Genomic DNA, 25,469 nt, shown 5'->3' with positions numbered 1-25,469 from the left:
CAAGGCCCAGATCTGTCCGGTCCTGCGGGACAACCGGGCCCTGGCCGACGCCGTCCTACGCGACGGTGCGGTCGTCCGCCGAGACGAGCTCGCCGTCCTGCGCCTCGTCGGCGCCCTCCTCCGCTCCGGCGTCGGGCGCCGGCTCAGCGGCGGAGTCGGTGCCGTTCACCGCCCACGGGTCGGTCGGCCCGCCGTCGCTCGCCGGCGGAGCCTCCCCCGCCTTGGTGTGCACGGTGTGCCGGAACGTCGCCTGCCCCCGGGCCAGGTCGGGGCCGACCGCGTCGGCCTCGATGACGATCGTGGTCCGCGGACCGTCCGGGGACTCCCACGTCTCGGACGTGAGCGTGCCGTGCACGACGACGGGGTCGGACTTGCGCAGCGACTCCGCGATGTTGACCGCCATGGACCGCCACGCCTTGACGGTGAACCACGTGGTCAGGCCGTCGACCCAGGCGTCCTCGGCCCGGTTGTAGAACCGCTTCGTGCTGGCCAGGCGGAAGCTCGTGAAGTCGGTGCCGATCTCCGAGACGAAGTGCTTGGGCTGGGTGCCTACCCAGCCCGTCACGGTCACCTTGGTGTCTGTGCTCATGGATCCTCCAGCAACAAGGGGACGACGAGTGTCATCCCGTGTGCTGCAAGGCTCCGGCTTCGGGTCGCCCGTCCGCTCCAGGTCAGGCCGTGGCTGTGGGCACGGGTACGCTGCGGCGGCCTGTGGAGGAGGTGTCCCGGGCCGACAGCGCCGATTCCCGGACGTCCCGGTGCTCGGTCAGGACGCGCTGAGCGGGCTCGGCCAAGGTCGTCTCGACCACGTCGCGCAAGGCCCCGAAGGCCGCCGTGCGGACCTCTTCGGCCCGCTGTTCGGCGAGATTCGCCCGAATCCGGGCTCCGATCGTCAGTGCACCCACGGAGACGAGCGCGGCGACGACGGTCACGAGGGCGGCCACGAGAGTCCAGGTGTCGGCGACGTCGACCAGCCCGAGCGCGAAGGCGAGGGTCACCAACGCGCCCGCCAGCGTGACGCCTCCGGCGATCCAGCCGAGCAGCCGGGCGCGACGGGCGCCGACGGACCGCTCGGTCGAGATGGGCACCAGGTCCAGCGCCGCACCCAGGGCCGCGGCGATCCAGTCCTGGTCGGGGACTGCCCGGTCCACGGACTCCGCCCAGGCCGGTCGCATGCCCTCGCTGACCTTGGTGACCCACCGGCTGCGGATGACCCGGATCGCAGACTCCTGGGGAGCGCGGAACGCGGGCACGCGGGCGTCGTCACCACCGAAGCGCACGGTCGCCCGGACGTCGTCGACCACGGCGGAGACGCCCACGGCCACGGCGACCCGGTCCACCTCGCCGCCGACGAGCGGCTCGACGCTCTGCAGGACGGTCGCGGGGACCTCCTCGGCGATCCGGCGCCCCTCGCGGTCCAGCTCGTCCGCGAGCCGGCTCGCCGCGACCGAGCGCCGCGCGACCGCCTCGCGCAGCGTCTCGCGGAGCTCGGTCACGCCCTCGCCGGTCTTCGCGGAGATGGTGCGCACGTCCACGCCGACCAGGCCGTCCTCGGTCAGCAGGCGCGCGACGTCGGCGACGAGAGCAGGCCGGCCGGACTCGGCGACGGTGTCGATCTGGTTGAGCACGACGATCATCGATGCCTCGGCTCCGGCGAAGGCCTGCAGGTAGCCGGCGTGCAGCGCCTCGTCGGCGTACTTCTGCGGGTCGACGACCCAGATGAGCAGGTCCACCAGGGGCAGGATGCGGTCGACGATCTCACGGTGCTTCGGCTCGATCGAGTCATGGTCAGGAAGGTCGAGCAGGATCAGCCCGGCCAGGGACGCCTCGTCGCCGTCGAGCACGCTGTCCCGATTGATCCGGCGCTCGGTGTCCACCTCGAGCCAGTCGAGCAGCGCGGTCGCGCTGTCGCTCCAGGCGCACGCGGTGACCCGGGCGGTCGTGGGGCGCCGCACGCCGACGTCGGCGAAGGTCAGCCGAGAGATGGCGTTGAAGGTGCTCGACTTGCCCGACCCGGTGCCACCGGCGAGCGCGATGATCGTGTGGTCGACGCCGAGCGCCAGCCGTTCGTCCGCGCCGGCCAGGACCGACCGGGCCCGGGCGGCGATGTCCGGGTCGAGCCGGTCGCCGCCCACGTCGAGGGCCCGGCGCAGGTTCGCGACGTGCTGGGCGTAGCGCTCGCCGTCAGACTTCTTCGACTGTTCGCTCGACTGGCGATCCACGGCCGGTTCGGTCTGTGTCACGGGCTGCTCCTGTGTTGCGGCGGGTCTTTGCGGGTCATACGGCTCAGGTGAGCTGAGCGAGCTCGGCGAGCCGAACGCGCAGTCCCACCGCGGCGTCGTCGGCCAGGGCTGGCACCAAGAGCGCACGGCGGGTCGGGAGGATCTCCCGGTCCACCAGAGTAGCTGCGGAGTCGGCCAGCTCGCTCGTCACCTCGGGGCTGAGGTCGCGCCCGGCGTTGCCGAGCAGGCGCCCGAGCAGCTCCTCTGCGGGGGCCAGCCCGACGGCGGAGGCGAGCACAAGAGCTGTCAGCCCGTCGCGTCCGAAGGCCCGCACCGCTGCCGCGTTCTGCTTGCTCTCCGTCGCCTCGATGGCGCCGACCCGGTCCGTGGTCTGCGCGATCCAGAAGTCGACGGCCGCGCGGGCCGATCCTTCACGCGAGGCCCGCGCGGAGGCTTCGTCGATGCCGGTCAGCAGGCTCGCTCCCCCGGGCGCCTGCTCGAGCGCGCCACGCAGCGCGGCGTCGGCATCGTCCGCGGCCGCGGTCAGGGTGGCGGTCGCAGCGCGGCGCACCGCCTCGACGAGCTCGAGCAGGCTCGCTCCGCGGGACCGTCCCCGGCGGGCCGATCCACGGGCGAGCCCCGCACGCGAGATGGCCTTGTCCAGCCGGGCCGGGCGCAGCAGCTGGGACCACTGCGACTCGACGGCGCCCTGGGCGAGCTTGCCGGACTCGATGGCCTGGCGCACGTCCTTGGCCACCGGCGGCAGGGCGGCCTCTGCGACCTCGTGGATTTGCTCGCCGGCCCGGAACTGGTTCTCGACGTGCTCGCTGAGCTGCTCGATCCACGGCGGGAGTGCGGCCAGCGCGCCGCGCAGCGTGCGCAAGATCACGGTGCGGGCGCGGTCCGCGCCGCCCAGGGTGCGCAGCCAACGCTCGATCGCGGCCACCTCGGTCGCGGGCAGCAGGCCCTCGTGGGGACCGGCGTCGGGCACGACGAAGAGCGGGGTGTTGTCCATGTGGTGCTCGCGGAGGCGGTTGAGCAGGTCGCCGCGCACGGTCTTGAGGGAGGCGTGCGGCGCGCGGTTGAGGACCATGGCCACGGTCGCTCCACGCTGCATGGCACCCTCGAGCGCCTTCCACGGCAGGGCGTCGCCGTAGCGCGCCGCGGTCGTCACGAACAGCCACAGGTCCGCGCCCTCGAGCAGCCGCGCGGCGGTCTCGCGGTTCTCCTCCAGGACGGAGTCGAGGTCGGGGGCGTCGAGCAACGCGATGCCCCGAGGGACATTGGCGTTGGTCACCGAACGGACGGTCTGGACCAGCGGGGTGCCCGCGACGATCTCGGCGTCGGCGGGGTTGAACACGACGACCGGCTCGCGGGTCGTGGGGCGGATGACGGACGCTTCGGAGATCTCCTCGCGCAGCAGCGAGTTGAGCAGCGTCGACTTCCCGGCACCTGTCGAGCCGGCGATGACGACGACGGCGGGGGTCGAGAGCTCCTTGAGGCGGGGCAGCAGGTGGTCGTCGAGCTGGCTGACCAGCCTCGACTGCTGGGCTCGGGCATCATCGACGCCGTCGATCTCGAGCGGGAAGTCCAGCGCCGCGACCTCGCGCCGCAGATCGGTCACGACGTCGAACACGGTCGAGTGCGGCTCGAGCGCGTCATCGCCTCGCGAGGCGTGACGCCCTGACCGCGCACTCGACTGCTGGGGCTCCGCGCCGCTAGTGGTAGTCACGCCCTCGATTGTCCCGTGCAACCGTGATCGGGCCAAACGCGCGCGCCGTACGGCGTCGAGAGGAACCGCGATTACTTCCGCAGCGAGGCATCGTGGCTGGATCTGACCCGATTCGCGCCCCGATCCCGGGCACCCACGACCGTTCCGTGACTTGACGGTCCCGCTCATGAATGACAGAGTGCAAACGATTGCACACCAATCAGCGCCCGACCCCTCATCCAGACACCGCCGTCTGGAGAGCATAGGAAGGAACACGATGCGCACTCGTCGAAGCACCAGCTTTGCAGCGGCTCTCACCCTGTCCGCTCTCGCTCTCACCGGCTGTACCGCGCCCGGCAGCGGGTCCACCACCGGACCCTCGGCGCCGGCAGCGGCCGACGCCAACGAGGTGCCCGCCAAGCCCTCCGCGCCGGTCACGCTCAACATCCTGGACGTCGCCGGTGACCAGAAGCTCACCGGTGAGATGGTCGACCAGTTCGTCAAGGACCACCCCGACATCATCTCCGCGGTGACCTGGGAGAGCGGGGGCGCACCCGACCTGGTCGGAACCATCAAGCCGCAGGTCGACAGCGGAAAGCTCTCGATCGACCTCGTCATGACGGGTGTCGTCGGCCTTGCCTCGGGCATCGACCAGGGCCTCTGGGCGCCGATCGTCGACGACTACGGCGACCGCCTCTCGAACATGGACAACTACCTGGCCCCCGCAGCCGAGATGCAGAAGTACTCCGAGGGGCAAGCGGTCCTCACCGTGTACTACCCGAACGGCCCCTTGCTCCAGTACGACCCCTCCGTGGTGACAGACGTTCCCTCCACCCCCGAGGAGGTGCTTGCCTGGGCACAGGCCAACCCCGGCAAGTTCGGCTACGCCCGGCCCGCGAACTCGGGCCCCGGGCTCGCCTTCCTGACCGGGCTGCCGTACATCCTCGGCGACTCCGACCCCACCGACCCGGAGAAGGGGTGGGACAAGACCTGGGCCTACCTCAAGGAGCTGGGGGCCACGATCGACAACTACCCCACCGGGACCGGTCAGGTCATCTCGAACATGGCGGACGGGACGTGGTCGATGATCCCCACGACCACCGGTTGGGACATCAACCCACGCGCGACCGGCCAGCTGCCCAAGGAGTTCGAGGCCGCTGCCTTTGATGACTTCACCTGGGTCACCGACGCTCACTACGCCGTCGTGCCCAGGGGTCAGTCGGCCGACAAGATGTCAGCCACCCTCCTGCTCCTGCAGTACATGCTCACCCCCGAGATCAATGCGATGGCCTACGACCACGGCTACTTCTACCCGGGACCGTCGGTCAAGGGCGCAACGCTCGACATGGCACCCCAGGCCAGCCAGGACGTCATCGCCGAGTTCGGCCGGAGCTGGTATGACGACCTGATCGAAGAGATGCCGAAGGTGCCGCTGCTGCCCGCCGCCGACGTGCTCAGGGCGACGGACATCTGGGACCGCGAGATCGGCTCCGGAAAGTACTAGCAGCTCCCTGCAGCACCCAGCTGCACTGCGCGGCCGACCTGGTGGGCCTGATCGCCCCCAGGCCGGCCGCCGCAGCCCCCGCCCTGCCAGAGTGAGGAATTTGTTATGACCGTGCGGTTTGGGATCGTCGGCGTCGGGACCCTCGCCGAGCTCCATGCCCGAGCCATCAACCTCGTGGACGGCGCCGAGCTGGTCGCGTGCGTAGGCCGCCGGCCCGACGTCGCGAAGCGGTTCGCCCACGCCCACGGCTGCGAGTACGTCGGCGACCTCGACAGCCTCCTGGACCGGACCGACTGCGACGTCATCGTCGTCACGACTCCGTCCGGGACCCACGCCGACATCGGCGTCCGGGCGGCCAGGCGCGGAAAGCACGTGCTGTGCGAGAAGCCGCTGGACGTCTCGGTCGAGAAGGCGGACCAGCTCATCGCGGCCTGCGCAGAGAACGACGTGCTGCTGGGCGTGATCTTCCAGAGCCGTTTTGGTCCTGGCGCCCGTGCGCTCAAGAACGCGGTCGACCAGGGACGCTTCGGCCGGCTGGCCCAGTGCTCCGCGTACGTCCCGTGGTACCGCAGCCACGACTACTACACGTCCGCCGACTGGCGAGGCACCCTGGCCGACGACGGCGGCGCCCTCATGAACCAGGGCATCCACGCGGTGGACCTGCTCCTGTGGCTCGCCGGAGACGTCGAGGAGGTCTCCGCGCGCGTGCAGACCCGGATGCACGACATCGAGGTCGAGGACAATGCCGTCGCCTGGCTGACCTTCGCCAGCGGGAGCCTGGGGATGATCCAGTCCAGCACCTCGTGCTACCCCGGTGAGAGCAAGCGGGTGGAGATCAAGGGGGAGCTCGGTTCGGTGACGCTGGTCGACGACGTGCCGGTCCTGTGGGACTTCGCCGTCGCGGCCCCCGAGGACAAGGGCATCGCCCGGCTGCGAGAGCTGGCGGTGGGCGCGCAGGGCGCGAGCGACCCCAAGGCAGTCAGCCTCGAGGGCCACCGCGCGCAGTACGAGGACTTCGTCGCGGCCATCCGCGACGGACGTCCCCCGGCTATCCCCGGGGCCGAGGGTCGACGATCGATCCACCTGATCCGCTCGATCTACGCATCGAGCGAGACCGGGCGCACCGTGCGGCTGTGACGGCGCGACGGTCGGTCAGGCCTGCTCGACGCCGAAGCGCGCGCGCAGGGATCCGCGCACCTGGGCGTCCACGCCGATCGCATCGAGGTACCCGGTGAGCGACCCGAAGGTGCGATCGAGCTGATCCTCGGCGGCGGCCAGGTACTCCGGGCGCACGGTCAGGACGGCATCCCACAGGGCCGGGTCGACACCGGGGAGGGGCGGCATGGAGGCTGCGAGCGCTCCGGCAGCCTGCGCGGAGAGCAGGTACTCCTGGAGGATCTGCTCGCGGGGCACCGAGCAGATGCCCTGGACGAGGGCGACGATCCACCCGGTCCGGTCCTTGCCCGCCGAGCAGTGCACAAGCACGGCGTGGGTCGAGGAGGCTATCGCGGTCAGGGCAGTGCCCACCGCGGCGTGCGCGTCTGGGTCGGTGACGAAGCCGCGGTAGATGCCCTCCATGATCATCGCGCCCACCTCGGCCGGGTCAGGCGGGGTGGCCGAGTGGGCACCGACAAGGTTGGCGAGCACCTGCGCCATGTCGGCGCCGCCCGCCTCGCCGATGCCCTCGGCGTCGGCGTTCTTGTCGGTGGCGGGCGACCGCGGATGGCGGGGAGACCCGAAGGGAAGGGCGAGCACCTGGGCGCCCGAGGGGACGACGTCGGCTCCGTCGCGGGCAACCTCCTGCGGGCTGCGCAGGTCGAGCACAGTCGTCACGTCAAGGTCCGCGAGGGTGGCGACGCCGGCGGGCTCGAGATTCGCGAGGCTTGCGGTGCGCAGCAGCACGCCGGTCGCGATCGGTTCGCTCGCCCCCTCCGGCGTGGCGCGGCCGCCCACGTCGCGGGCATTCCAGGTGCCGGGGATGGTGAGCGTGGGATCTGCGGTCTCGGTCCCACGGGTGGTCGTCAGCTCGTCTGTCATCGCGGTCCTGCCTGTGCCTCGGAGTGAATCTTCACCCTACGCGTGGTCGCCCGGCGGAGGGCTCAACCGGCACGGAGGCGAAGATGTTGAGGCCGAGGGCGTCGGAGAGGAACTGGGCGGCGAGCCGACCGCGCACGCTGTTGCCGGCCTCGTCGAGGGGCGGGGAGAACGTCGCGAGCCCGCCCTTGCCGGGGGCAACCGTCATGATCGCGCCGCTCACGCCGCTCTTGGCAGGCAGCCCGACGTCGTAGAGCCACTCCCCCGAGCGCTCGTACAGGCCCGCGGTCGCCAGCACGGCGAGAGTCCGCTTGCAGACGAGCGGATCGACGACCTGCTCGCCGGTGACCGGGTTGACGCCGCCGTCGGCCAGGGTCGCACTCATCACCGCGAGGTCCTCGACCGTGATGAGCAGCGAGCACGTCCTGGTGTAGAGATCGGTCGCCTCGACCGGGTCGGAGTACATCCGCCCGTAGCCGTCGAGCAGCTGGGCGATCCCCCGGTTGCGCAGGTTGGTCGCCGACTCCGAGGCGTAGACCTCCTCGTCGAGGGCGAGGCTGTGCCCGGCGAACCGGGACAGCCCCTCGTGGATGAAGGCCCAGCGCGCCGCGGCGTCGGAGCCTGGGACCAGGCTCGTCGTCGCGATCGCCCCCGCGTTGACCATGGGGTTGGCCGTGCGGTCCGCGTTGAGCTCGATCGCGAGGACGGAGTTGAAGGCCAACCCGGAGTTGTTCACCCCGAGCTGGCGGCGCGCCTCGTCGACGCCGATCACCTGGGCGACGAGGGCGAAGACGAAGGGCTTGGCCACAGACTGGATGGAGAACTCGTGGCCGGTGTCGCCGGCCCGGTAGACGCTCCCGTCGACGTCGACGACGCACAGCCCGAACAGCGACGGCGACGCACAGGCGAGCGCGGGGATGTAGTCGGCGACCGCGCCGTCGGTCACCGGAGCGAAGCGTGCGTGCGCAGTCTCGAGGAGGGAGTTGACGACGTCGGGTCCGGGCAGGTGCCCGGTCGAGACCGGTGCCGGTGCCGGAGCCGGAGCCGGAGCCGCGATGCTGCCCGGGGAGCCCGGGGCGCTGTGCGTGGTGACCATCGGGTCATCGTGGCACAGCAGGACCGGCGCGGGCGGTCTCAGCTGCGGCCGGCGGCGACCGGAGACAGCTGTCCGACCTTCCCCGCCGCGCACGTGCGGGCACGCACGGGAGGGGTGACCCGATCGTCCCCGCGCCTCGAGCACGAGTTATTATAACAACATAATGTAGCCTGGCGGCATGACGTCAGATGCTCCGTTGTACGCACAGGTGGAGACCGCCCTCCTCGCCCGACTCGGGGTCGACCTCCATCCTGGTGATCGACTGCCGACCGAAGACGAGCTGATCAGCGAGTTCGGAGTCAGTCGGATCACCGTGCGACGAGCAGTCCAGAACCTCACCGCCCGCAACCTCGTGGTCACGAGACGTGGCCGAGGCAGCTTCGTTGCCATGCCGACATTCACCCAACCTCTCACCGCGCTGACCGGCTTCGTCGAGGACATGGACGCGCATGGATTGCACACGCACGCACGTGTGCTCCGGATCGAGGAGGTGACTGCCTCGTCTGAGGTTCGCGCCGCACTGGATCTACCCCTCGGGGCGATGGTCACCTACATCGAACGCGTACGCCTTGCTGCGGGTCACCCGGTGTCGTTCGATCGGACCTACCTGCCACTCGAGCTGGGACGCCTCATCGCCCAGGACGATCTGGAGAACGAACCGATCTTCATGCTGCTGGAAGCACGCCACGGCACGCCGCTCGTCGAGGCGACCTATGCACTGCAGGCCAGTACCGCCGATGCTGCGGTCGCGGATGCGTTGGCAGTTGCGGAGGGAAGCGCGATCTTCCGCATCGAGCGGACATCGTTCACGACCGGGCAGAAGGCGGTCGACTACGAGGTGCTGCACTACCGTGGCGACTCGATCACATTCACCACCCGCCTGCCCCGCCCCGGAGCCGATGTGGGCGACCGGTGACCATCGCACTATTCACCGTATTGTTCTTCGGCGCTCTGGGTGCGGGCGCTCTGGGGAGCGCTCTCGGCATGGCTGGGGGAATCTTTGTCGTCCCGCTGCTCACCCTGGTCGCTCAGGTTCCATTTCCGACTGCGGTCGCCGTCAGCCTGGTGTCAGTCATTGCTTGTTCGTGTGCCAGTGCGCCACATCTCCTGTCCTCGGGGTTGACGAATCTGCGCCTGGCCGTCGTCCTGGAAGTGGCCACCACGCTCGGCGCTGTGATCGGAATACTCATGATCGGGGCGGTGCCGAGCTCGATCCTGTATGGAATCTTCGCGGTGGTTCTGTTGGTCTCGGCAGTCCAGATGATCGCCGGCCGGCGTGACCAGGTCCCGGACCCTGCACTGCGGAAGTCCCGCCACCGGAGCCTGGACGGGGCATTCACGGATCATGACGGGAGCGCAGTCTCCTACCGGGTGTCACACCTCCCGTTAGGAGTGACGTTCATGTTCGGCGCCGGAGCCCTCTCGGCGCTCCTGGGCATCGGGAGCGGGGTGCTCAAGATCCCTGCCATGGACGCAGCCATGAAACTACCGATCAAAGCATCCTCAGCCACCGCGAATCTGATGATCAGTGTCACGGCATGCGGGACAGCTGCGGCCTACCTGATGTCGGGCACCCTCGATCTCAACTTGTCTGGACCCGTCGTGCTCGGGTCTCTCGCCGGATCGATCCTCGGCGCGAAGATCCTCGTACGCGTGGCTGGGGCCTCGCTCCGCGTCGTGTTCACGATCGTGCTCCTCGCACTCGCGGTACCCATGACCGCGAACGCCTTCGGCCTGAGCTGGGGAGCATCCCCATGACCCGACACACCCCCATCGCAGACGACCAGCCGCTGGCCGGTCGGATCGCCACTCTGTTGCGTGTCGGAACGGCGATTGCCGCACTGCTGCTCACCGCCGGCACGATCGCCCTGTATACCGGCGCAGTCCTTGCGCACCAGATCCTCCTGACCGCCGGCTGCAGCCTCCTCGTTCTCCTGCCCGTCATCAGGCTCACGATGATGGCTGGCCACTTCGTACGACAGGGTGACAAACGTTTCGCAATCATCACCGTCTCGGTCCTCATCCTTGTCCTCACCGGAGCTGCGGCCGGGGCCATGCTGCAGTCCGAGGGGGTTGAGTCAGGGAGCATCCCCTAGCCGAGATCGAAGCCGATCCGGTTGGTGACCTGCGCCTCACGTGGCACCGTTCGCAGAAACCAAGTGATCCGTTGCTTCCTGCTTCGTTGGCTGCTGCGGCCGTGCAGACCACCACCTGGGCGAGGTCGTCGTCGGAAGGGGCGCACCGGCAGGTACGAACGCGACGACGGCGGCATCTCCGTGAGCATGCTCTCCCGCCTCGAGTGCGGGCAGCGTCGACCCAACCTCGAGCTCCTGCTCCTGCTCCCAGTGGCGCGTGGGCACGGGTCATCGCGATGGCAGGGGCCCTACGTCGTCGCCCGATGCGTCGTGGAACGCGCGCACCATCGTCAGAGCGCCCGGGCGGCCGACACGGATGCCCCCGTCACCGGCCACGGTAGGCCTCCACGGCCAGGCGCAGCTCCTCGTTCATGAGGTCGGTGTTGATCGCGGCGCCGACCATGAGCCCGCGTGCGGCCGACGTCACGACCTGCGCCATGAGGTCACTGACGTTCCCGGCCGCCCAGACACCGGGCACAGACGTCAGGCCCGTCTCGTCGGTGACGACGTAGGTCCCCGCGCCCATCGGGTGCGCGGTCGTGGCGACCCCGAGCGCGGCGGCCAGCTCGGTCCGTGCGGTGAACGTCGGGCCGACGACGAGGGCCTGGACTGCGTGGCGCGGACCGTGAGTGAGCAGCACGGCCGCGAGCACGTCGTCGCGCACCTCGAGGCCGGCGACCGCGCCGGGAACGACAGCCACGCCGCGCGCGGCGAGCTGTTCGGCCTCCTCCTCGGTGGGCTCGGGGCGGCCGTTGAGGAAGAGCGTGACGTGCTCGCTCCACTGGCGGAACAACAGCGCCTGGTGGACGGCCATCGGGCCGCTCGCCAGAACGCCGATCATCTGGTCGCGGACCTCCCAGCCGTGGCAGTACGGGCAGTGCAGCACGTCGATGCCCCAGCGTTCGCGCAGGCCGGGCACGTCGGGGAGCTCGTCGACGAGGCCGGTGGCCAGGAGCAGGCGCCGGGCGCGGACCCGGGTGCCATCGTCGGCCACGACGTCGAAGGCCCCACCGATGGCGGTGACGGACCGCACGCTCGCGGTCAGGACCGTCCCGCCGTAACTGAGCACCTCGTCCCGGCCGACCCGGGCGAGCTCGGCGGGGCTCATGCCGTCGCGGGTGAGGAAGTTGTGCACGCCGGCGGCGGGCAGGTTGCGCTGCTGGCCCGCGTCGATGACAAGGACCGAGCGGCGCGCGCGGCCGAGCGCGACGGCGGCGCTCAGGCCCGCTGCACCGCCTCCGACGACGACGACGTCGTAGGTCGCGCCGGGAGGCTGGGGCGCTGAGGTCTGAGACTGGTGAGACGGCCGGTTCATGGTGGGCTCCTGGTGCGGGCTGGCGGTGTGGCTGAACCGGGTTGGGCTCGGCCGGATGGCGCTACACCCAGGGTGCGCCGCCCCGGCGTCGGACAGCAAGGAGTCTTGCCGAAGTGGCAAACTTGATTCATGTCAGACACATCCACGACGAACGACACAGACGACGTGCTCGCCGCGGTCGGACCACGGCTGCGCGCCCTGCGCGCGACCCGCAACCTGACCCTCGCCGCGCTGTCTGCAACCACGGGGATCTCGGTGAGCACGCTCTCCCGCCTCGAGTCAGGCCAGCGCCGGCCCAACCTCGAGCTGCTGCTCCCGCTCGCCAAGGCGCACGGCGTGCCGCTCGACGAGCTCGTCGGAGCCCCTGCCACCGGGGATCCCCGGATCCACATCCGGCCCATCTTCCATCACGGCATGACGATCCTGCCGCTCAGCCGCGGCGCAGGCGGCCTGCAGGTGTTCAAGCACCTCGTGCCCGCGGGCACAACCGAACCGGTCGTCTCCCAGCAGGTCCACGAGGGCTACGAGTGGATCTACGTGATCCGCGGTCGGCTGCGCCTCGTGCTCGGCGAGCACGACCTCGTGCTGCCCGCGGGCGAGGCCGCCGAGTTCGATACTCGGACGCCGCACTGGTTCGGCCGAGCCGACGCCCGCAGCGTGGAGTTCCTCAGCCTCTTCGGCCCGCAGGGCCAGCGGATGCACGTGCGGGCGCGCACGACCAGGTGACCTGCTAGCGCACGGGGCGGGGCGAGACTTCTCTGCGTGCGACCGGGCGGACGCCTACCTCGACCCCTGCCTCCGGTTCCGTCTCGACCAGCGCGTCGGGTCCGGTCTCGAGGAGGCGCATCGCGTCTTCAGCCCCGGCTGTGTCCCCCGCACGCGTCCGACGCGACCGGAGCACCGCGGCCGCCAGAAGCACGACGGCCCATCCAGCCAGAACGTCGATCGTCCAGTGGTTGGCGGTTCCGATGACGACCGCTGCCGTGGTGAGCGCGTAGGCGACGGCCGCGACCTTCCAGACCCTGCGGCACGGCACCCACAGGGCCACCAGGGCTACCCATATCGACCATCCCGCGTGCATGGACGGCAGCGCGGCGAGCTCGTTGGTGTGCGATCCCCACCCACCGGGCACCGACACCTGCGCACCCCACCAGCCGTGGTCGGCGGTCTGGGCCAGCACATCGATGTACGGCGCTCCCGCCAGACGCGGCGGGGCGGTGGGCACCGCCAGGTAGATGACCAGCGCGAACACGGTGGCCAGGACGAGGATGAACCGCAGGTGGGCGTAGTAGCCGGGGCGACGGAGGTAGAGCGCCAGCAGGACCGCGGCGGTGACGACGAAGTGCGCCGATGCGTACCAGAACGACGAGCCGAGACTCAGCAGCTGAGAGCTGGCGACAATCTGGTTGAATCCCTCCTCCACGTCGATGCCCAGGACTCGCTCGATCCTCAGCAGCGTGTGCGCGACCCCGACGGCGGGGGCGAGCGACCCGTCCGCCATGAGCCGCACCATGCTGTAGGCGAAATACACCAGTGCGAGCATCGCGATCTCCCGGATGCCTCGCAGTCCAGGGATCCGTTGCCACCACCGAGCACGGAGCGCGTCCACTGGAGCGTCGGCGGTCTCGAGTGTCTGCTCAATGGTCATAGGTGATACGTCATAGATCGATCAAGACCTTCGCTACTGGTGTCTTCCGGGCGACCCCGGTGCCAGCGTCCTGCCATCTGGCGGCGCCAATCGGCCCACCAGCGGCGATATCCGCCTGCATCCGCATCATAACCCTCAACTTCCAGGTACCAGGAACCACGTCGTGTGCACGGGAGCGTCTCGTAGCTGTCAGCCCTAACGCTGGCCTCCGCGACTGTCGACGCCCGCCAGCCCAGCTCGACGCTCGACGCTCGACTAGGAGATCTTGCGACGGTAGGCCGCCATGGCGAAGAGATACGCGACGACGAGAATGCCGACGCACCAGGCGAGGGCGACCCAGATGTCGCTGCCGACAGGCCGCTGTGCAAGCAGGTCGCGGATCGCATCGACGATGGACGTCACCGGCTGGTTCTCGGCGAAGGCGCGCACAGGGCCGGGCATGGTGTCCGTGGGCACGAAGGCCGAGCTGATGAACGGCAGGAAGACGAGCGGGTAGGAGAACGCGCTCGCGCCGTCCGCGGACTTCGCGGAGAGCCCGGCGATGACCGCGATCCATGTCAACGCCAGAGTGAACAGTATGAGGATGCCGGCGACCGCGAGCCACTCGGCGGCACCCGCCCCCGAGCGGAACCCCATGAGGAGCGCGACGCCCACGACAACGACGATCGAGATGAGGTTGGCGACCAGCGAGGTCAGCACGTGCGCCCACAGCACGGACGACCGCGCGATCGGCATGGACTGGAATCGCTCGAAGATGCCGCTCTGCATGTCCAGGAAGAGGCGGAACGCTGTGTAGGAGACGCCCGTGGCGATCGTGATGATCAAGATTCCGGGCAGCAGGTAGTTCACATATGCGTCCGACCCTGTGCTGATCGCGCCGCCGAACACGTACACGAACAGCAGCATGAAGGCGATCGGCATGATCGTGGTCGTGATGATGGTGTCCAGGCTGCGTGTGATGTGGCGCAGGGATCGTCCCAGCAGGACGGCGGTGTCGCCGAAGAATCGCGTGCTCATCGTGGGTCCCTACCCTTCCGTGCCGATGCTGCTGCCAGCGCTCGGGCCATTGCCGGCGTTGCCACCCTTGCCGTCGTCACCGATAACGGCAAGGAAGACGTCTTCGAGGGTCGGCTGCTTCTCGACGTACTCGACCGTGGCGGGCGGGAGCAGGTGCTTGAGCTCGGCGAGGGTGCCGTCGACGATGATCCGACCCTCGTGGAGGATCGCGATCCGGTCGGCGAGCTGTTCGGCCTCGTCGAGGTACTGCGTCGTGAGCAGCACCGTCGTGCCGTGGGAGGCGAGGTCCTTGACGGTGTTCCACACCTCGATGCGCGCCTGGGGGTCGAGCCCGGTCGTCGGCTCGTCGAGGAAGATCACTTGCGGGTTCCCGATGAGGCTCATCGCGATGTCAAGGCGGCGGCGCATGCCTCCCGAGTACGTCGACACCTTCCGCGCGGCCGCATCGGTCAGCGCGAATTGATCGAGGAGCTCGTTCGCGATCGCGCGCGGGTCCTTGAGGTGGCGTAGCCGGGCGATGAGCACGAGGTTCTCGCGCCCGCTGAGGATCTCGTCGACGGCCGCGAACTGTCCGGTGAGGCTGATGGACTCCCGCACGTCCGCGGGCTGCGTGGCGACGTCGAAGCCGTTGACGCTCGCTGTTCCCGCGTCGGCCTTGAGCAGCGTGGAGAGGATCTTCACGATCGTGGTCTTGCCCGCCCCGTTCGAGCCGAGCAGGGCGAAGATGGTGCCCGGCGCGACGTCGAAGTCGACGCCGCGCAGCACCTGAAGTTCCTTGTACGACTTCTCCATGCCCTGCACCCGGATCGCGGGTTCCAGGGCCCTGTCGGTGGTCATGTCACGGTCTCCGTTCTCGGCGATCTCACGCCTCGTCGCCGGCGGCCTGGTCGATGGCGTCGGTCAGGCGCTTGCGCTCCTTGTTGATCCACTGGCCGTCGGAGTAGTTCGCGATGAAGGTGTCTGCGAACTCGACCGGGTCGTCTCCGACGATGTCGCGGATCGGGGTGCCGTCGACGGCCGCACGCTCGATGAGGTCTGCGAGGTCGTCGAGCATCTGGACCAGGACATCACCCTTGGCGATCGCCCCGGCGTACATGAAGTAGCGCTCGATCCCGTCGATCGCGGTCCGGTAGCTCGCGGGAAGCTGTTCCTTGCGGGCCTTGTACTGACGCCAGCGCTTCTTGTCCTCGAACGATCCTGTGATCTGCTCGATCCATCCTGCGGCCATGACTACTCTCCTTCGCTCTGGTTGTCGCTCTGCGGGTGGTTGATCTGCTGGTGGAGGTGGTCGATGCGGGTCGCGAGGAAGTTCCAGTTCGTCCAGAACTCCTCGAGGTACGCACTCCCCTGCGCGTTGAGGGAATAGACCTTGCGCGGCGGCCCCTTCTCGGACGGGACCTTCTCCACGTCGACGAGGCCGCGCTGCTCGATTCGCACGAGCAGGGCGTAGACGGTGCCCTCGGCGATGTCGGAGAACCCCTCGTCGCGCAGCCGCGCGGTGATCTCGTAGCCGTAGGCGGACCGCGTGGCCAGGACAGCGAGGACGATGCCCTCCAACGTGCCCTTGAGCATCTCGGTCATCTGCTTGCTCATCGGCTCCCCTTCGACCTACCTAGCGTTATTGACTACCAGTACATAGTAACGCCGAGTACCGCCGGTGGGAAGGGCCCGGCGTTGATCACCTCGAGCGTCCTTCCTCGTCACCCCTGCCCGGGTTCGCCCGAACGGATTACAGTCGCTGTATGTGCCGAAACATTCGGGCGCTTCACAACTTCGACCCGCCGACGACCGACGACGAGGTTCGCGAGGCAGCCCTGCAGTTCGTCCGGAAGGTCAGCGGCTCGACGCGCCCGTCTCGGGCCAACGCCGAGGCCTTCGATCGCGCGGTCGACGAGATCGCGCTCGCGACTCGTCGCCTGCTTGACGATCTCGTGACGCACGCACCACCGAGGAGCCGCGAGGTCGAGGCCCTCAAGGGACGGCAGCGCCACGAGCACCGCATGGAACTCTCACGGACGGCATCGTCGTGAGCGTTGCGCCGAGCTGACATGTGTCTCCCGCGTGTTCGCTACCACGCGGCAGTATCGCTACCGAGGTCGCGCGCGGGCAGGTGCGCGCGGAAGTCGACACCGTCGATCGCCACCGGTGCCCGGAGCCTGCGGGCGGGGCCCCAGCTGGTGTGCTCGAAGGCTCGCGCGATGTCGTGCTCGTCCTCGGAGCGAATCGGTGGCCCCAGTTCCGAGGTGCCGTTCTGGGTGAGCAGTCCGGCGGTGCGCGCGAGGGAGAGCGCGGCGCTGCTGCCCCTGCCGGTGCGCAGTCGTCCGGCGAGTGCCCGGATTGCAGCGTGAGCCATGAGGTAGCCGGTGGCGTGGTCGAGGGCCTGCACTGGCAGCGGCGTGGGCTTGTCGCGCCCAAGCAGCCGCATACCCGCCTCGGCGATCCCTGTGCTCATCTGCACAAGACTGTCGAACCCGCGCCGGCTTGCCCACGGCCCCGTCCACCCGTATGCGTCAAGACTCACCTCGATCAAGCCCGGGCGGACATCCCGACGCGCCGCCTCACCGAGACCCCGGCCGTCGAGGGCGCCTGGGCGGTAACCGTGCACCAGCATGTCGGCACCGGCGAGGAGCTCGAGGAGGCGGTCGCGGTCGGCGGGTTCGCGCAGATCGAGCCGTGCGGACCGTTTGCCGAGGATCACGTCGGGCACGACGCCCGGCTCCTCCCACCACGGCGGGTCGATGCGCAGCACGTCCGCGCCGAGCTGCGCGAGGAACCGAGTCGCCACGGGACCGGCGAGCACCCGGGTCAGGTCCAGCACCCGCACGCCCGCCAGCGGTCGTGCCGGGTCGAGCGACCACGACGCCGCCGGGGCGGGGCCGGTGTCTTCCCAAGCGATGAGGGGTTCCGTGGCGACGCTGCGACCGGGTTCGCCGGCTTCCCACTCGTCGAGGGTGTGCATCGCGGCCGCGCACCCGCCGGCCGCGACGACCACCGTCTCGAGCCGATCCACCTGCCACGTCGCCACGGCTGCGGCGACCCGGCCACGGTCCGCTGGAACATCCAGCACAGCCAGCGCTGCCTCGCGATGGGCGGGCGCGTTGGTGTGCAGGCGAATCCACCCGTCGGTCGCCCGGTAGTCGCCGGCGACCGCGTCCCACGGGGGCGGGGGCTCCCACCCGTCGGGACGCAGGGACGAGGCGAACCACATCGACGCGAGCCGACGGTCCACCCTGACCGGGCGCGGCGCCGCGCCATCGAGGGCGAGGAGCTCGCTGACGGCGACCCCGGCCGCGGCGACGGATGCCGTCGCGAGGTCGCTGACGCCGAACACCGACGGTAGGCTGCCTCGACCCGTGACGGCCACCTCGACCGATCTGTCGTTGCCGACGATCTCGTCGAGCATCCGGTCGATCGTCGATGGTTCCTTGTGGCTCGGTGCGGTCATCGTCGTCTCGCTCTCTCCGGTGAGGGTCATCACGGCGCCCACACCCGGTCACCAGCCCGAGCCACCGCAACGCAAGAGTCCGAGGCCCTAGCACGATCTGCTTGGCTGCATGGTGGAACTTCAGACACGACGTGCCCCCGACAGGACTCGAACCTGCGACCTAGAGATTAGAAGGCTCTTGCTCTATCCACTGAGCTACGGGGGCACGGAGATTCTATGCGACACGTCGCCCTGCGGGCACGCGTCCGCCCGCGCCTGGGATGATGGCTGCCATGACGTTGCAGACTCCCCCCTCAGATGCCCTGCCCACCGGCTCCCCCGTGGAGATCTGGACCGACGGTGCCTGCAAGGGCAATCCCGGGGTCGGCGGCTGGGGTGCGTGGCTCAAGTCCAACGGGCACGAGCGTGAGCTCTTCGGCGGCGACCCGCTGACCACGAACAACAAGATGGAGCTCACGGCCGTCATCGAGGCGCTGCGAGCGCTCAACCGCTCCTGCGTGGTCACCCTGCACGTCGACTCCACCTACGTCATGAACGGCATGTCCAAGTGGATCGCTGGGTGGAAGCGCAACGGCTGGAAGACCGCGGACAAGAAGCCGGTCAAGAACGTCGAGCTGTGGCAGGCCCTCGACGAGCAGGTCGCCCGGCACACGATCACCTGGAAGTGGGTCAAGGGCCATTCGGGAGACGTCGGCAACGAGAAGGCCGACGAGCTCGCAAACCGCGGCGTCGACGAGGTCCGAGCGGCGGCCCGGCGATGACCGGCCCGCACTCCCACGACCACTCCCACAACGACGCCGCCGAGCCCCGCTGGGACGCGGCCGCCTGGGACGAGCGCTACAGCGAGCGCCAGATCGTCTGGAGCGGCAACGTCAACCCGTGGCTGCAGGACGTCACCGCGACCCTCACCCCGGGCCGCGCCCTCGACGTCGGCTGCGGGGAGGGCGCCGACACCGTATGGCTGGCCACCCACGGCTGGACCGTCACCGGCGTCGACATCTCCGCGGTCGCCCTGGCCCGCGCGCAGACGCACGTCAACACGCTCTCCAATCCCGCCGTGGTCACCCTCGAACGCCGCGACCTCGCCGAGTGGACGCCGCCTCCCGGCACCTTCGACCTCGTCTCGGCGTACTTCTTCCACCTGCCCATCGACCTGCGCGACGCCGTGTACCCCCGCCTGGTCGCGGCCGTCGCCCCGGGCGGCACGCTGCTCCTCGTCGGGCACGACGCCGCCGACGCCAAGGCCCTCGCCCAGCGCCCGCACGCCGAGATGCTCTTCACCCCCGAGCTGCTCGCGGCCTACGTGCCGCCGTCGTGGCAGTTCACCGCGGAGCGCCGGACCCGGCTCGGGAAGATCCATGGCGGGGAGCCCGACCAGATGGGTGAGGTCACCGACTCGGTGCTGATCGCGGTCGCGCCCGCCTGACCCGTGCCCGTCGCCCGGCAGGTCCTCGCCCACGCCGCCACCGCACCCGACCGCGTGGCGGTCCTCGCCGGCGACGCCCCTCCCCTCACCTATGCGGAGCTCGCCGCTCGCGCGCTGACTGAGTCCGCCGCCCTCATGCACGACGGCGTGCTCCCGGGTCAGGTCGTCGCGATCGACCTCGCCGGGGGCGCCGTCGACGCCCTCGTCGCGCTGCTCGCCGTCGATCTCGCCGGGGCCGTGGCGCTCATGTGCGACGGCACCTGGACTCCCGCTCAGCGCGCCGAGATCCTCGCGGCAACCGGACCCGACCACCACCTGACGGCGTTGACGAGGTCAACAACCCCGCCGGCCGACGGCTCCGCCGACGAGCCTGTTCCGGTCAGCGACGACGACCTCGCCTGGGGCGGGTTCACGTCCGGCAGCACCGGGCGGCCGCGCGCCGTCGTGCGCAGCCGCGGATCGTGGACCCGGTCTTTCGACGCCACGTCCAACCTCACGACCATCACCGCGGCCGACACCGTCCTCATCCCCGGCCCACTGTCCACCTCGTTGTTCTGCTTCGGAGCGGTGCACGCCTTCGCCGTGGGCGCGACCGTCCGTCTCGCCCCAAGCGTCGCGGCCGCGCTCGGCGACCTGGGTGAACTCGGCGCCTGCGACGTGGTCCACCTCGTCCCGGCCGCCCTGGGGGTCGTCCTGGACGCCCTCGCGTCCCCGACTCCCCCGGCGTCGCGACTGCGGATGGCAGTCGTGGGCGGCGCCGCCCTGCCACCTGGCGCCCGCGAGCGCGCCGCGGCCCACGGCATCTCGGTCGTCGCCTACTACGGCGCGACCGAGCTCTCCTTCGTGGCCATCGATCCGGACGGTGACGGGCTACGCCCGTTCCCCGGCGTGGAGATCGAGATCCGCGACCCGAGCACCGGCTTGTCCCTCACACCCGCCCGTCCCGTGGGCGGCACAGACGGCACGGGCACGAGGACAACCTCAGGCTTGGGCGAGGTGTGGGTGCGTTCGCCCTGGATCGCCCACGGTTACCTCGCCGGGGCGCGTGGTCCGCTGCGCACCGCCGACCGCTGGGCCAGCGTCGGTGACCTCGCCGAGCTGACCACAAGCGACGCCGGCCACCCCAGGGATCCTTCCTCTCGTCTCCTCCTGCGCGGCCGCGGCACCGGCGCGATCACTGTCGGCGCCGCGACGGTCGTGCCCGAGGATGTTGAAGCCGTCCTGCGCACAGTCCCGGGGGTACGCGACGTCGTGGTGCTGGGGACCCCGCACCCGCGCCTGGGGCAGGTCGTCACGGCGGTCGTCGTCGGTCGGGACGGTGCGGATCTGGACCTGGAGACTCTCGACCGGTCCTGCCGGGACCGGCTCAGTCCCGCCCAGCGCCCACGGCGCTGGTTCAGTGCCGACGCGCTCCCGGTGACGGGCACCGGGAAGCCGGCGCGCGCCGTCGTGCAGGCGGATCTGGCGGAACAGAACCCGGCGTACCGGCCAGCCCGTTCGCACAGCCTGTCATAGATCTGCAGCCGTGATTTCTCGGCCGAACGCCGCCCCTGGGATCGGCGTAGAGTCGAATACTCGGCCCAGACGAGGTGTGGCATGGACAGGCGCGGCGACAAGACTGCCGAATTTGAGCGACTGCATTCTTCGGGGTGCTTCGTCATGGCAAATCCGTGGGACGCGGGCAGCGCGCGGGCATTGGAACAGCTGGGGTTCAAGGCGTTGGCCACGACGAGTGCCGGACTGGCCTGGACCTTGGGCCGAGCAGACGCCCACGTCACCCGTGACGAAGTGCTCGACCATCTCCGTCGTGTCGTCAGCGCGGTGACGGTGCCGGTCAACGCTGACTTCGAAGGCGGCTACGCGGTCGAGCCTGCTGGCGTCGCCGCGAACGTGACGATGGCCGCGGACACGGGCATCGCCGGGCTATCGATCGAGGATGCTTCGGGGGTCACCTCCGATCCCCTGTTCCCGTTTGACCTGGCCGTGGAGCGCATCGCTGCCGCGCGACGAGCGATCGACGAGAGTGGCACGGGCATCCTGCTCACGGCACGTTCCGAAGGCTTCGTTGTTGGGCGCCCTGACATCGATGAGACGATTCGCCGGCTATGCGCGTACGCCGACGCCGGCGCCGACTGCCTATATGCACCGTGGATCGACAAGCTCGAACACGTCGCGGCGATCGTGTCGGCGGTCTCACCCAAGCCGGTGAACCTGCTGATCAACGCCCCGTTCACCACAGTCGCGGAGGCGGCGCAGCTTGGCGTGCGGCGGATCAGCGTGGGCGGCACGCTCGCGCGCACCGCATGGGACGGATTCCTCAGGGCCGCTACGGAGATCGCGGATCAGGGGACGTTCTCACGGTTCAAGGACCTGCCCGACCTCAACGCCCTGCTCGCCGGCTGAGGAGTCTCGATCCGCAGCCAACGTGATGGTCGTGTCCTCGAGGTCAGTCCGTCTGACACCACGACCGCCGCCATCCACCGCCCGGCGGTATTAGGCTCTCAGGTGTGATTGAGAAGAAGACTCCAGACCAGATCGACATGATGCGTGAGACCGGCCGTGTGGTGGCCCGCGCGCTCGAAGCCATGCAAGAGGCCTCCCAGGTCGGGGTGACCCTCAAGGAGCTCGACACTGTGGGAGCCCGGGTGCTCGCCGACGCCGGCGCCACGTCTCCGTTCCTCAACTACCACCCCGACTGGTCCCCGGTGCCCTTCCCCGGGTCGGTCTGCGCATCCGTCAACGACGCGATCGTGCACGGCATCCCGACCGACTACGCGATCGCCGACGGCGACCTCGTGAGCCTGGACTTCGGCGCCGTCCTCAACGGCTGGTGCGGCGACTCCGCCCGCAGCTTCATCGTCGGCACCCCGCGTCCGGGCGACGCCCAGCTCATCGAGGTGACCAAGGCCGCCCTCTACGCGGGCATCGCCGCGGCCCAGGTCGGCAACACGATCGGCGACATCGGCTACGCCGTGTCCAAGATCGCCCGCAAGGCCCGCTTCGGCAACCTCGAGGACCACGGCGGCCACGGCATCGGCTCCGAGATGCACATGGACCCCTTCGTCCCCAACGAAGGCCGCCGCGGCAAAGGCCTCAAGCTCACGACCGGCATGGTCATCGCGATCGAACCGATGTTCATCGCGGACGGCCGCAGCGACTACAAGCACGACGACGACGGCTGGACCCTGCGCTCCGTGCGCGGCGCCCGCGCGGCCCACTGGGAGCACACCGTCGCGATCACCGAGGCCGGCCCGCGGATCCTCACCGCGCTGTGATCTGGGCTGCGCCGATCTGGACAGCGCTGTGAAGTTGTCCCCGCGATGACGGTTGTCGTCGCGGCGCGGCGCGGGCCGATCGGCACTGCCGGGCGGGGGCTGCGCGCGTTGCTCGCCCACGAGCTCGCCGCCCCCGTCCTGCGCGCCGTGCACGACGACGCAGGACGGGCCGGCCTGCTCGGCCCGGCCGGCGCGTGGCTGGCACCTGACGACGTGGTGCTGGGCAACTGCACGGGGCCTGGCGGCAACCTCGCCCGAGTCAGCGCCCTCGCGGCGGGCCTGGGCACCGGTGTGCCGGGACTGACCGTCGACCGCCAGTGCGGCAGCGGGCTTGCCGCGATCCTCGCGGCCCACCAGGCCATCGCGGCCGGGGACATGACATATGTGCTGGCCGGCGGCGTCGAGAGCGCCTCGACGGCGCCCGACCGCGCGCACCGCCCCGGAGCCGCGCCCTCGCGCGACAACACCACACCCGAGCCGTACGCCCGGGCGCCCTTCGCCCCGCCCGGCTTCCCCGACCCCGACATGGGGCCTGCCGCGGACGCCCTCGCCGCCGCCCGGTCGATCGGTCGCGAGCGGCAGGACGCCTACGCCGCCAGCTCTCACGCGAAGGCGCTGGCCTCCCATGCTGCGGGCCGCTTCGACCGGGAGCTCGTCGCCGTCGGGGACCTGCGCCGCGACGATCGGCCCCGCCGGCTCGACCCGGCGGTCCTGGCCCGCATGCGCCCGGCCTTCACCCCGGGCGGATCGGTGACTGCCGCGACCGCCAGCCCGATCAGCGACGGCGCGTGCGCCCTCGCTCTCCTCTCCGATGCCGTGTGGGCTGGCTCGGGCGGCCCCGACCGCGAGCGGGCACCTGGCCTGCGGATCGTGGCGGGGGCCGTCGTCGGCTCCGACCCGGCGCTGCCCGGCTGGGGCGCGGTGCCGGCGATCGAGGCGGCCCTTGAGCGGTCCGGCCACGGCGTGGGCGACCTGGCGATGATCGAGATCGTCGAGGCCTTCGCGGCGCAGGTGCTCGCCGCGACCGATGCCCTAGGCCTGGACCCGCTCGGGGCGGACGCTGACCGGGTGTGCCCGGACGGAGGGGCGCTCGCGCTGGGTCACCCGTGGGGCGCGAGCGGCGCCGTGGCCGTCACCCGCCTGTTCTCCCGGCTCGTCGCCGGCGGCTTCCCCACCGGGACCCGCGGCCTCGCGGCCGCGGCGGTCGGCGGCGGCATGGGCATCGCGCTTGTCGTCGAGGTCGTGCGATAGGTCGTCCGGTAGCTAGTCGCAGGGCGCCGATCACGCGGGTCGCCGGACGCGGCACGGGCGCACTGGAAGGCATCCGTCGACCGTACAGCGGCGAAATCGCACAAAAAGACGTGCGCCCGCCGTAGGCCCCGTGATTGGCTGGTGCCACACCGCGGTGACGTCAGGGCAACGGAGTCGACGCCAGAGCCCATCCCAACACAACGTCACGGAGCATGACCATGTACTTCCCCGGATACGAGCTCTCCACGCTCGACCGCATCCACCGCGCCGAAGAGATCCGGCGCCAGTGGGGCAAACGCGATCAGGTTTTGCCGCGCACTCCGCTTTCCCAGCGGGTGAGGCACTTCTTCCAGCGCTCCGCGTGAGCACCGCACGCATCGTTCCCTCGCCTCGTCGGTCGGTCCCACCGGGACCGGTCGACGAGGCGTTCTTGCGTACCCGTAGGCTGTGGGCGTGGCAACGACACCAGCTAATGACCGAATCGTGTGGATCGACTGCGAGATGACCGGGCTCGACCTCGGCGCCGACGCCCTTGTTGAGATCGCGGCGGTCGTCACCGACTCCGAGCTCAACGTGCTCGGCGAAGGTATCGACATCATCATCAAGCCGCCTGCCGAGGCGCTCGAGCAGATGAACGACTTCGTCCGGAACATGCACACGACCTCCGGGCTGCTCACCGAGCTCGAGAACGGCACCACTCTGGCCGACGCCGAGGCCCGCGTGCTCGACTACATCCGCACCTTGGTCCCCGAACCGAGCAAAGCGCCCCTCGGCGGAAACTCCGTGGGCACGGACAAGATGTTCCTCGACCGGGACATGAAGGACCTCTCGGCTCACCTGCACTACCGGATCATCGACGTCTCCTCGATCAAGGAGCTCGCCCGGCGCTGGTACCCACGGGTGTACTTCGCCTCCCCGACCAAGAACGGCGGGCACCGGGCCCTCGCGGACATCCTCGAGAGCATCGACGAGCTCCGGTACTACCGGGCCGCGCTCTTCGTCCCCCAGCCCGGACCCGACACCAAGACCGCCCGGACCACCTCCGCGCAGATCGCCGCGACGTCGGTGTCGGGGACTGTGTCGGTCCCGGCGAGCTTCGGGACGACTGTTTGACGTAGGTCACACCCACCTCGGCAAAAAGGTGTTCCCGACACCGGAAAACTCCAGGTAGACTTCTTCACGGTTCGCAGTACAGGAACTGTTCATGGTGGGTATAGCTCAGCTGGTAGAGCACCTGGTTGTGGTCCAGGGGGTCGCGGGTTCAAGTCCCGTTACTCACCCCATGCGAAAGGCGCCTCACGGAATTCCGTGAGGCGCCTTTGCCGTTGTCGGGGCGGCGACTCCCCCGTTCGGGGTGTTGCCACGTCGTGCGCGCGGGTCCAGTCGTGGC

At 70.0% G+C, this 25,469-nt stretch carries 27 protein-coding genes, 2 tRNA genes and 1 pseudogene; 17 read left to right on the top strand and 13 right to left on the bottom strand.

Translation table 11 applies throughout. The features are described from left to right. Positions 1 to 55: 55 nt before the first annotated feature. The 3 genes from BLQ50_RS08795 to BLQ50_RS08785 form a co-directional block, all read right to left on the bottom strand. The gene (locus tag BLQ50_RS08795) at positions 56 to 589 is read right to left on the bottom strand and encodes a single-stranded DNA-binding protein (protein WP_093182945.1); all 534 of its coding nucleotides are present in this window, start codon (positions 587 to 589) and stop codon (positions 56 to 58) included. A gap of 82 nt (positions 590 to 671) precedes the next feature. Continuing rightward, positions 672 to 2,243, bottom strand: coding sequence for a GTP-binding protein (locus tag BLQ50_RS08790; protein WP_093182944.1), 1,572 nt, complete (start codon positions 2,241 to 2,243; stop codon positions 672 to 674). A gap of 43 nt (positions 2,244 to 2,286) precedes the next feature. Next, on the bottom strand, positions 2,287 to 3,954 hold the full coding sequence (locus BLQ50_RS08785) for a GTPase (protein ID WP_245701030.1): 1,668 nt from the start codon (positions 3,952 to 3,954) through the stop codon (positions 2,287 to 2,289). A gap of 256 nt (positions 3,955 to 4,210) precedes the next feature. Here BLQ50_RS08785 and BLQ50_RS08780 point away from each other — a divergent pair, with 256 nt between their 5' ends. Together BLQ50_RS08780 and BLQ50_RS08775 are read left to right on the top strand one after the other, a co-directional pair. Beyond that, positions 4,211 to 5,437 carry an extracellular solute-binding protein gene (locus BLQ50_RS08780; protein ID WP_093182941.1) on the top strand — a complete coding sequence of 409 codons (1,227 nt, stop codon included), beginning with the start codon at positions 4,211 to 4,213 and terminating at the stop codon, positions 5,435 to 5,437. Positions 5,438 to 5,542: 105 nt separating this feature from the next. Next, entirely contained in the window at positions 5,543 to 6,574 is a 1,032-nt protein-coding gene (locus BLQ50_RS08775) for a Gfo/Idh/MocA family protein (RefSeq protein ID WP_093182939.1), read from the top strand. Positions 6,575 to 6,589: 15 nt separating this feature from the next. On the opposite strand, the gene BLQ50_RS08770 is transcribed toward BLQ50_RS08775, so the two are convergent. Then, complete coding sequence (locus BLQ50_RS08770) at positions 6,590 to 7,474, bottom strand: tyrosine-protein phosphatase (protein ID WP_093182938.1); 885 nt, start codon at positions 7,472 to 7,474, stop codon at positions 6,590 to 6,592. A gap of 31 nt (positions 7,475 to 7,505) precedes the next feature. Continuing rightward, a complete protein-coding gene (gene glsA / locus BLQ50_RS08765; RefSeq protein ID WP_093182937.1) occupies positions 7,506 to 8,567 on the bottom strand; it encodes a glutaminase A in 1,062 nt (353 codons plus the stop codon). A 178-nt stretch (positions 8,568 to 8,745) separates the two neighbouring features. On the opposite strand from glsA, the pseudogene BLQ50_RS19340 reads away from it, so the two are divergent. The 4 genes and pseudogenes from BLQ50_RS19340 to BLQ50_RS08750 all read left to right on the top strand — a co-directional run. Continuing rightward, positions 8,746 to 8,940 (top strand): annotated as a pseudogene (locus BLQ50_RS19340) (GntR family transcriptional regulator); the annotation flags it as partial. A gap of 15 nt (positions 8,941 to 8,955) precedes the next feature. Then, positions 8,956 to 9,483 carry a GntR family transcriptional regulator gene (locus tag BLQ50_RS08760; protein WP_245701029.1) on the top strand — a complete coding sequence of 176 codons (528 nt, stop codon included), beginning with the start codon at positions 8,956 to 8,958 and terminating at the stop codon, positions 9,481 to 9,483. Next, positions 9,480 to 10,325 carry a sulfite exporter TauE/SafE family protein gene (locus tag BLQ50_RS08755; protein WP_093182934.1) on the top strand — a complete coding sequence of 282 codons (846 nt, stop codon included), beginning with the start codon at positions 9,480 to 9,482 and terminating at the stop codon, positions 10,323 to 10,325. Before BLQ50_RS08760 ends, BLQ50_RS08755 begins: the two co-directional genes overlap by 4 nt. Then, positions 10,322 to 10,663, top strand: coding sequence for a DUF1634 domain-containing protein (locus tag BLQ50_RS08750; protein WP_093182933.1), 342 nt, complete (start codon positions 10,322 to 10,324; stop codon positions 10,661 to 10,663). Before BLQ50_RS08755 ends, BLQ50_RS08750 begins: the two co-directional genes overlap by 4 nt. 364 nt (positions 10,664 to 11,027) lie before the next feature. Here the strand turns inward: BLQ50_RS08750 and BLQ50_RS08740 are convergent, their stop codons facing one another. After that, the gene (locus BLQ50_RS08740; RefSeq protein ID WP_093182930.1) at positions 11,028 to 12,017 is read right to left on the bottom strand and encodes an NAD(P)/FAD-dependent oxidoreductase; all 990 of its coding nucleotides are present in this window, start codon (positions 12,015 to 12,017) and stop codon (positions 11,028 to 11,030) included. Between the two features lie 129 nt (positions 12,018 to 12,146). On the opposite strand from BLQ50_RS08740, the gene BLQ50_RS08735 reads away from it, so the two are divergent. Next, positions 12,147 to 12,743: a helix-turn-helix domain-containing protein gene (locus BLQ50_RS08735; protein ID WP_093182928.1), complete on the top strand. Its 597-nt coding sequence runs from the start codon at positions 12,147 to 12,149 to the stop codon at positions 12,741 to 12,743. A 4-nt stretch (positions 12,744 to 12,747) separates the two neighbouring features. Here BLQ50_RS08735 and BLQ50_RS08730 read toward each other — a convergent pair whose 3' ends face one another. From BLQ50_RS08730 to BLQ50_RS08710, 5 genes are all read right to left on the bottom strand, one after another. After that, entirely contained in the window at positions 12,748 to 13,665 is a 918-nt protein-coding gene (locus BLQ50_RS08730; protein ID WP_093182927.1) for a phosphatase PAP2 family protein, read from the bottom strand. 255 nt (positions 13,666 to 13,920) lie between these two features. Continuing rightward, positions 13,921 to 14,682 carry an ABC transporter permease gene (locus tag BLQ50_RS08725; protein ID WP_093182925.1) on the bottom strand — a complete coding sequence of 254 codons (762 nt, stop codon included), beginning with the start codon at positions 14,680 to 14,682 and terminating at the stop codon, positions 13,921 to 13,923. 9 nt (positions 14,683 to 14,691) lie between these two features. Then, positions 14,692 to 15,519 carry an ABC transporter ATP-binding protein gene (locus BLQ50_RS08720; RefSeq protein ID WP_093182923.1) on the bottom strand — a complete coding sequence of 276 codons (828 nt, stop codon included), beginning with the start codon at positions 15,517 to 15,519 and terminating at the stop codon, positions 14,692 to 14,694. A gap of 25 nt (positions 15,520 to 15,544) precedes the next feature. Then, complete coding sequence (locus BLQ50_RS08715) at positions 15,545 to 15,910, bottom strand: DUF1048 domain-containing protein (RefSeq protein ID WP_093182922.1); 366 nt, start codon at positions 15,908 to 15,910, stop codon at positions 15,545 to 15,547. Between the two features lie 2 nt (positions 15,911 to 15,912). After that, complete coding sequence (locus tag BLQ50_RS08710) at positions 15,913 to 16,275, bottom strand: PadR family transcriptional regulator (protein ID WP_093182921.1); 363 nt, start codon at positions 16,273 to 16,275, stop codon at positions 15,913 to 15,915. A gap of 149 nt (positions 16,276 to 16,424) precedes the next feature. On the opposite strand from BLQ50_RS08710, the gene BLQ50_RS08705 reads away from it, so the two are divergent. Further along, positions 16,425 to 16,712, top strand: coding sequence for a DUF2277 domain-containing protein (locus BLQ50_RS08705; RefSeq protein WP_093182920.1), 288 nt, complete (start codon positions 16,425 to 16,427; stop codon positions 16,710 to 16,712). A gap of 38 nt (positions 16,713 to 16,750) precedes the next feature. Here the strand turns inward: BLQ50_RS08705 and BLQ50_RS08700 are convergent, their stop codons facing one another. Next, positions 16,751 to 18,157, bottom strand: a complete 1,407-nt coding sequence (locus BLQ50_RS08700) for a CoA transferase (protein WP_217629142.1) — start codon at positions 18,155 to 18,157, stop codon at positions 16,751 to 16,753. Positions 18,158 to 18,259: 102 nt separating this feature from the next. After that, a tRNA-Arg gene (locus tag BLQ50_RS08695) sits at positions 18,260 to 18,332 on the bottom strand. A 67-nt stretch (positions 18,333 to 18,399) separates the two neighbouring features. Between BLQ50_RS08695 and rnhA the strand changes: the two genes are divergently transcribed. The 9 genes from rnhA to BLQ50_RS08655 all read left to right on the top strand — a co-directional run bounded on the left by rnhA (position 18,400) and on the right by BLQ50_RS08655 (position 25,362). Beyond that, positions 18,400 to 18,888: a ribonuclease HI gene (gene rnhA, locus BLQ50_RS08690; RefSeq protein ID WP_093182919.1), complete on the top strand. Its 489-nt coding sequence runs from the start codon at positions 18,400 to 18,402 to the stop codon at positions 18,886 to 18,888. Next, complete coding sequence (locus BLQ50_RS08685; RefSeq protein WP_093182917.1) at positions 18,885 to 19,553, top strand: class I SAM-dependent methyltransferase; 669 nt, start codon at positions 18,885 to 18,887, stop codon at positions 19,551 to 19,553. The genes rnhA and BLQ50_RS08685 overlap by 4 nt, the downstream gene beginning before the upstream one ends. Positions 19,554 to 19,556: 3 nt before the next feature. Further along, a complete protein-coding gene (locus BLQ50_RS08680; RefSeq protein WP_093182916.1) occupies positions 19,557 to 21,068 on the top strand; it encodes a class I adenylate-forming enzyme family protein in 1,512 nt (503 codons plus the stop codon). An 81-nt stretch (positions 21,069 to 21,149) separates the two neighbouring features. After that, on the top strand, positions 21,150 to 21,956 hold the full coding sequence (locus BLQ50_RS08675; protein ID WP_093182914.1) for an isocitrate lyase/PEP mutase family protein: 807 nt from the start codon (positions 21,150 to 21,152) through the stop codon (positions 21,954 to 21,956). Positions 21,957 to 22,060: 104 nt separating this feature from the next. Continuing rightward, positions 22,061 to 22,828: a type I methionyl aminopeptidase gene (map, locus tag BLQ50_RS08670; RefSeq protein WP_093182913.1), complete on the top strand. Its 768-nt coding sequence runs from the start codon at positions 22,061 to 22,063 to the stop codon at positions 22,826 to 22,828. Positions 22,829 to 22,873: 45 nt separating this feature from the next. Beyond that, positions 22,874 to 24,079, top strand: a complete 1,206-nt coding sequence (locus tag BLQ50_RS08665) for a thiolase family protein (protein WP_093182911.1) — start codon at positions 22,874 to 22,876, stop codon at positions 24,077 to 24,079. A 212-nt stretch (positions 24,080 to 24,291) separates the two neighbouring features. Beyond that, positions 24,292 to 24,444 (top strand): hypothetical protein, encoded by a 153-nt coding sequence (locus BLQ50_RS18625; protein WP_175559077.1) that lies wholly within the window; start codon positions 24,292 to 24,294, stop codon positions 24,442 to 24,444. Positions 24,445 to 24,580: 136 nt separating this feature from the next. After that, positions 24,581 to 25,192, top strand: coding sequence for an oligoribonuclease (gene orn, locus BLQ50_RS08660; protein WP_245701064.1), 612 nt, complete (start codon positions 24,581 to 24,583; stop codon positions 25,190 to 25,192). A gap of 94 nt (positions 25,193 to 25,286) precedes the next feature. Further along, a tRNA-His gene (locus BLQ50_RS08655) sits at positions 25,287 to 25,362 on the top strand. Positions 25,363 to 25,469: the final 107 nt, after the last annotated feature.

The organism is Sanguibacter gelidistatuariae (assembly GCF_900096585.1).
Lineage (GTDB): Bacteria > Actinomycetota > Actinomycetes > Actinomycetales > Cellulomonadaceae > Sanguibacter > Sanguibacter gelidistatuariae.
The sequence above is the reverse complement of the archived record's forward strand: the minus strand, read 5'-3'. Positions and strand labels throughout refer to the sequence as shown.

Coding starts and splice junctions, on each gene's coding strand:
- BLQ50_RS08795 (WP_093182945.1), bottom strand. CDS start 589: ATGAGCACAGACACCAAGGTGACCGTGACGGGCTGGGTAGGCACCCAG.
- BLQ50_RS08780 (WP_093182941.1), top strand. CDS start 4,211: ATGCGCACTCGTCGAAGCACCAGCTTTGCAGCGGCTCTCACCCTGTCC.
- BLQ50_RS08775 (WP_093182939.1), top strand. CDS start 5,543: ATGACCGTGCGGTTTGGGATCGTCGGCGTCGGGACCCTCGCCGAGCTC.
- BLQ50_RS08770 (WP_093182938.1), bottom strand. CDS start 7,474: ATGACAGACGAGCTGACGACCACCCGTGGGACCGAGACCGCAGATCCC.
- glsA (WP_093182937.1), bottom strand. CDS start 8,567: ATGGTCACCACGCACAGCGCCCCGGGCTCCCCGGGCAGCATCGCGGCT.
- BLQ50_RS08760 (WP_245701029.1), top strand. CDS start 8,956: ATGCCGACATTCACCCAACCTCTCACCGCGCTGACCGGCTTCGTCGAG.
- BLQ50_RS08750 (WP_093182933.1), top strand. CDS start 10,322: ATGACCCGACACACCCCCATCGCAGACGACCAGCCGCTGGCCGGTCGG.
- BLQ50_RS08740 (WP_093182930.1), bottom strand. CDS start 12,017: ATGAACCGGCCGTCTCACCAGTCTCAGACCTCAGCGCCCCAGCCTCCC.
- BLQ50_RS08735 (WP_093182928.1), top strand. CDS start 12,147: ATGTCAGACACATCCACGACGAACGACACAGACGACGTGCTCGCCGCG.
- BLQ50_RS08730 (WP_093182927.1), bottom strand. CDS start 13,665: ATGACCATTGAGCAGACACTCGAGACCGCCGACGCTCCAGTGGACGCG.
- BLQ50_RS08725 (WP_093182925.1), bottom strand. CDS start 14,682: ATGAGCACGCGATTCTTCGGCGACACCGCCGTCCTGCTGGGACGATCC.
- BLQ50_RS08720 (WP_093182923.1), bottom strand. CDS start 15,519: ATGACCACCGACAGGGCCCTGGAACCCGCGATCCGGGTGCAGGGCATG.
- BLQ50_RS08715 (WP_093182922.1), bottom strand. CDS start 15,910: ATGGCCGCAGGATGGATCGAGCAGATCACAGGATCGTTCGAGGACAAG.
- BLQ50_RS08710 (WP_093182921.1), bottom strand. CDS start 16,275: ATGAGCAAGCAGATGACCGAGATGCTCAAGGGCACGTTGGAGGGCATC.
- BLQ50_RS08705 (WP_093182920.1), top strand. CDS start 16,425: ATGTGCCGAAACATTCGGGCGCTTCACAACTTCGACCCGCCGACGACC.
- BLQ50_RS08700 (WP_217629142.1), bottom strand. CDS start 18,157: ATGACCCTCACCGGAGAGAGCGAGACGACGATGACCGCACCGAGCCAC.
- rnhA (WP_093182919.1), top strand. CDS start 18,400: ATGACGTTGCAGACTCCCCCCTCAGATGCCCTGCCCACCGGCTCCCCC.
- BLQ50_RS08685 (WP_093182917.1), top strand. CDS start 18,885: ATGACCGGCCCGCACTCCCACGACCACTCCCACAACGACGCCGCCGAG.
- BLQ50_RS08675 (WP_093182914.1), top strand. CDS start 21,150: ATGGACAGGCGCGGCGACAAGACTGCCGAATTTGAGCGACTGCATTCT.
- BLQ50_RS08665 (WP_093182911.1), top strand. CDS start 22,874: ATGACGGTTGTCGTCGCGGCGCGGCGCGGGCCGATCGGCACTGCCGGG.
- BLQ50_RS18625 (WP_175559077.1), top strand. CDS start 24,292: ATGACCATGTACTTCCCCGGATACGAGCTCTCCACGCTCGACCGCATC.
- orn (WP_245701064.1), top strand. CDS start 24,581: ATGACCGGGCTCGACCTCGGCGCCGACGCCCTTGTTGAGATCGCGGCG.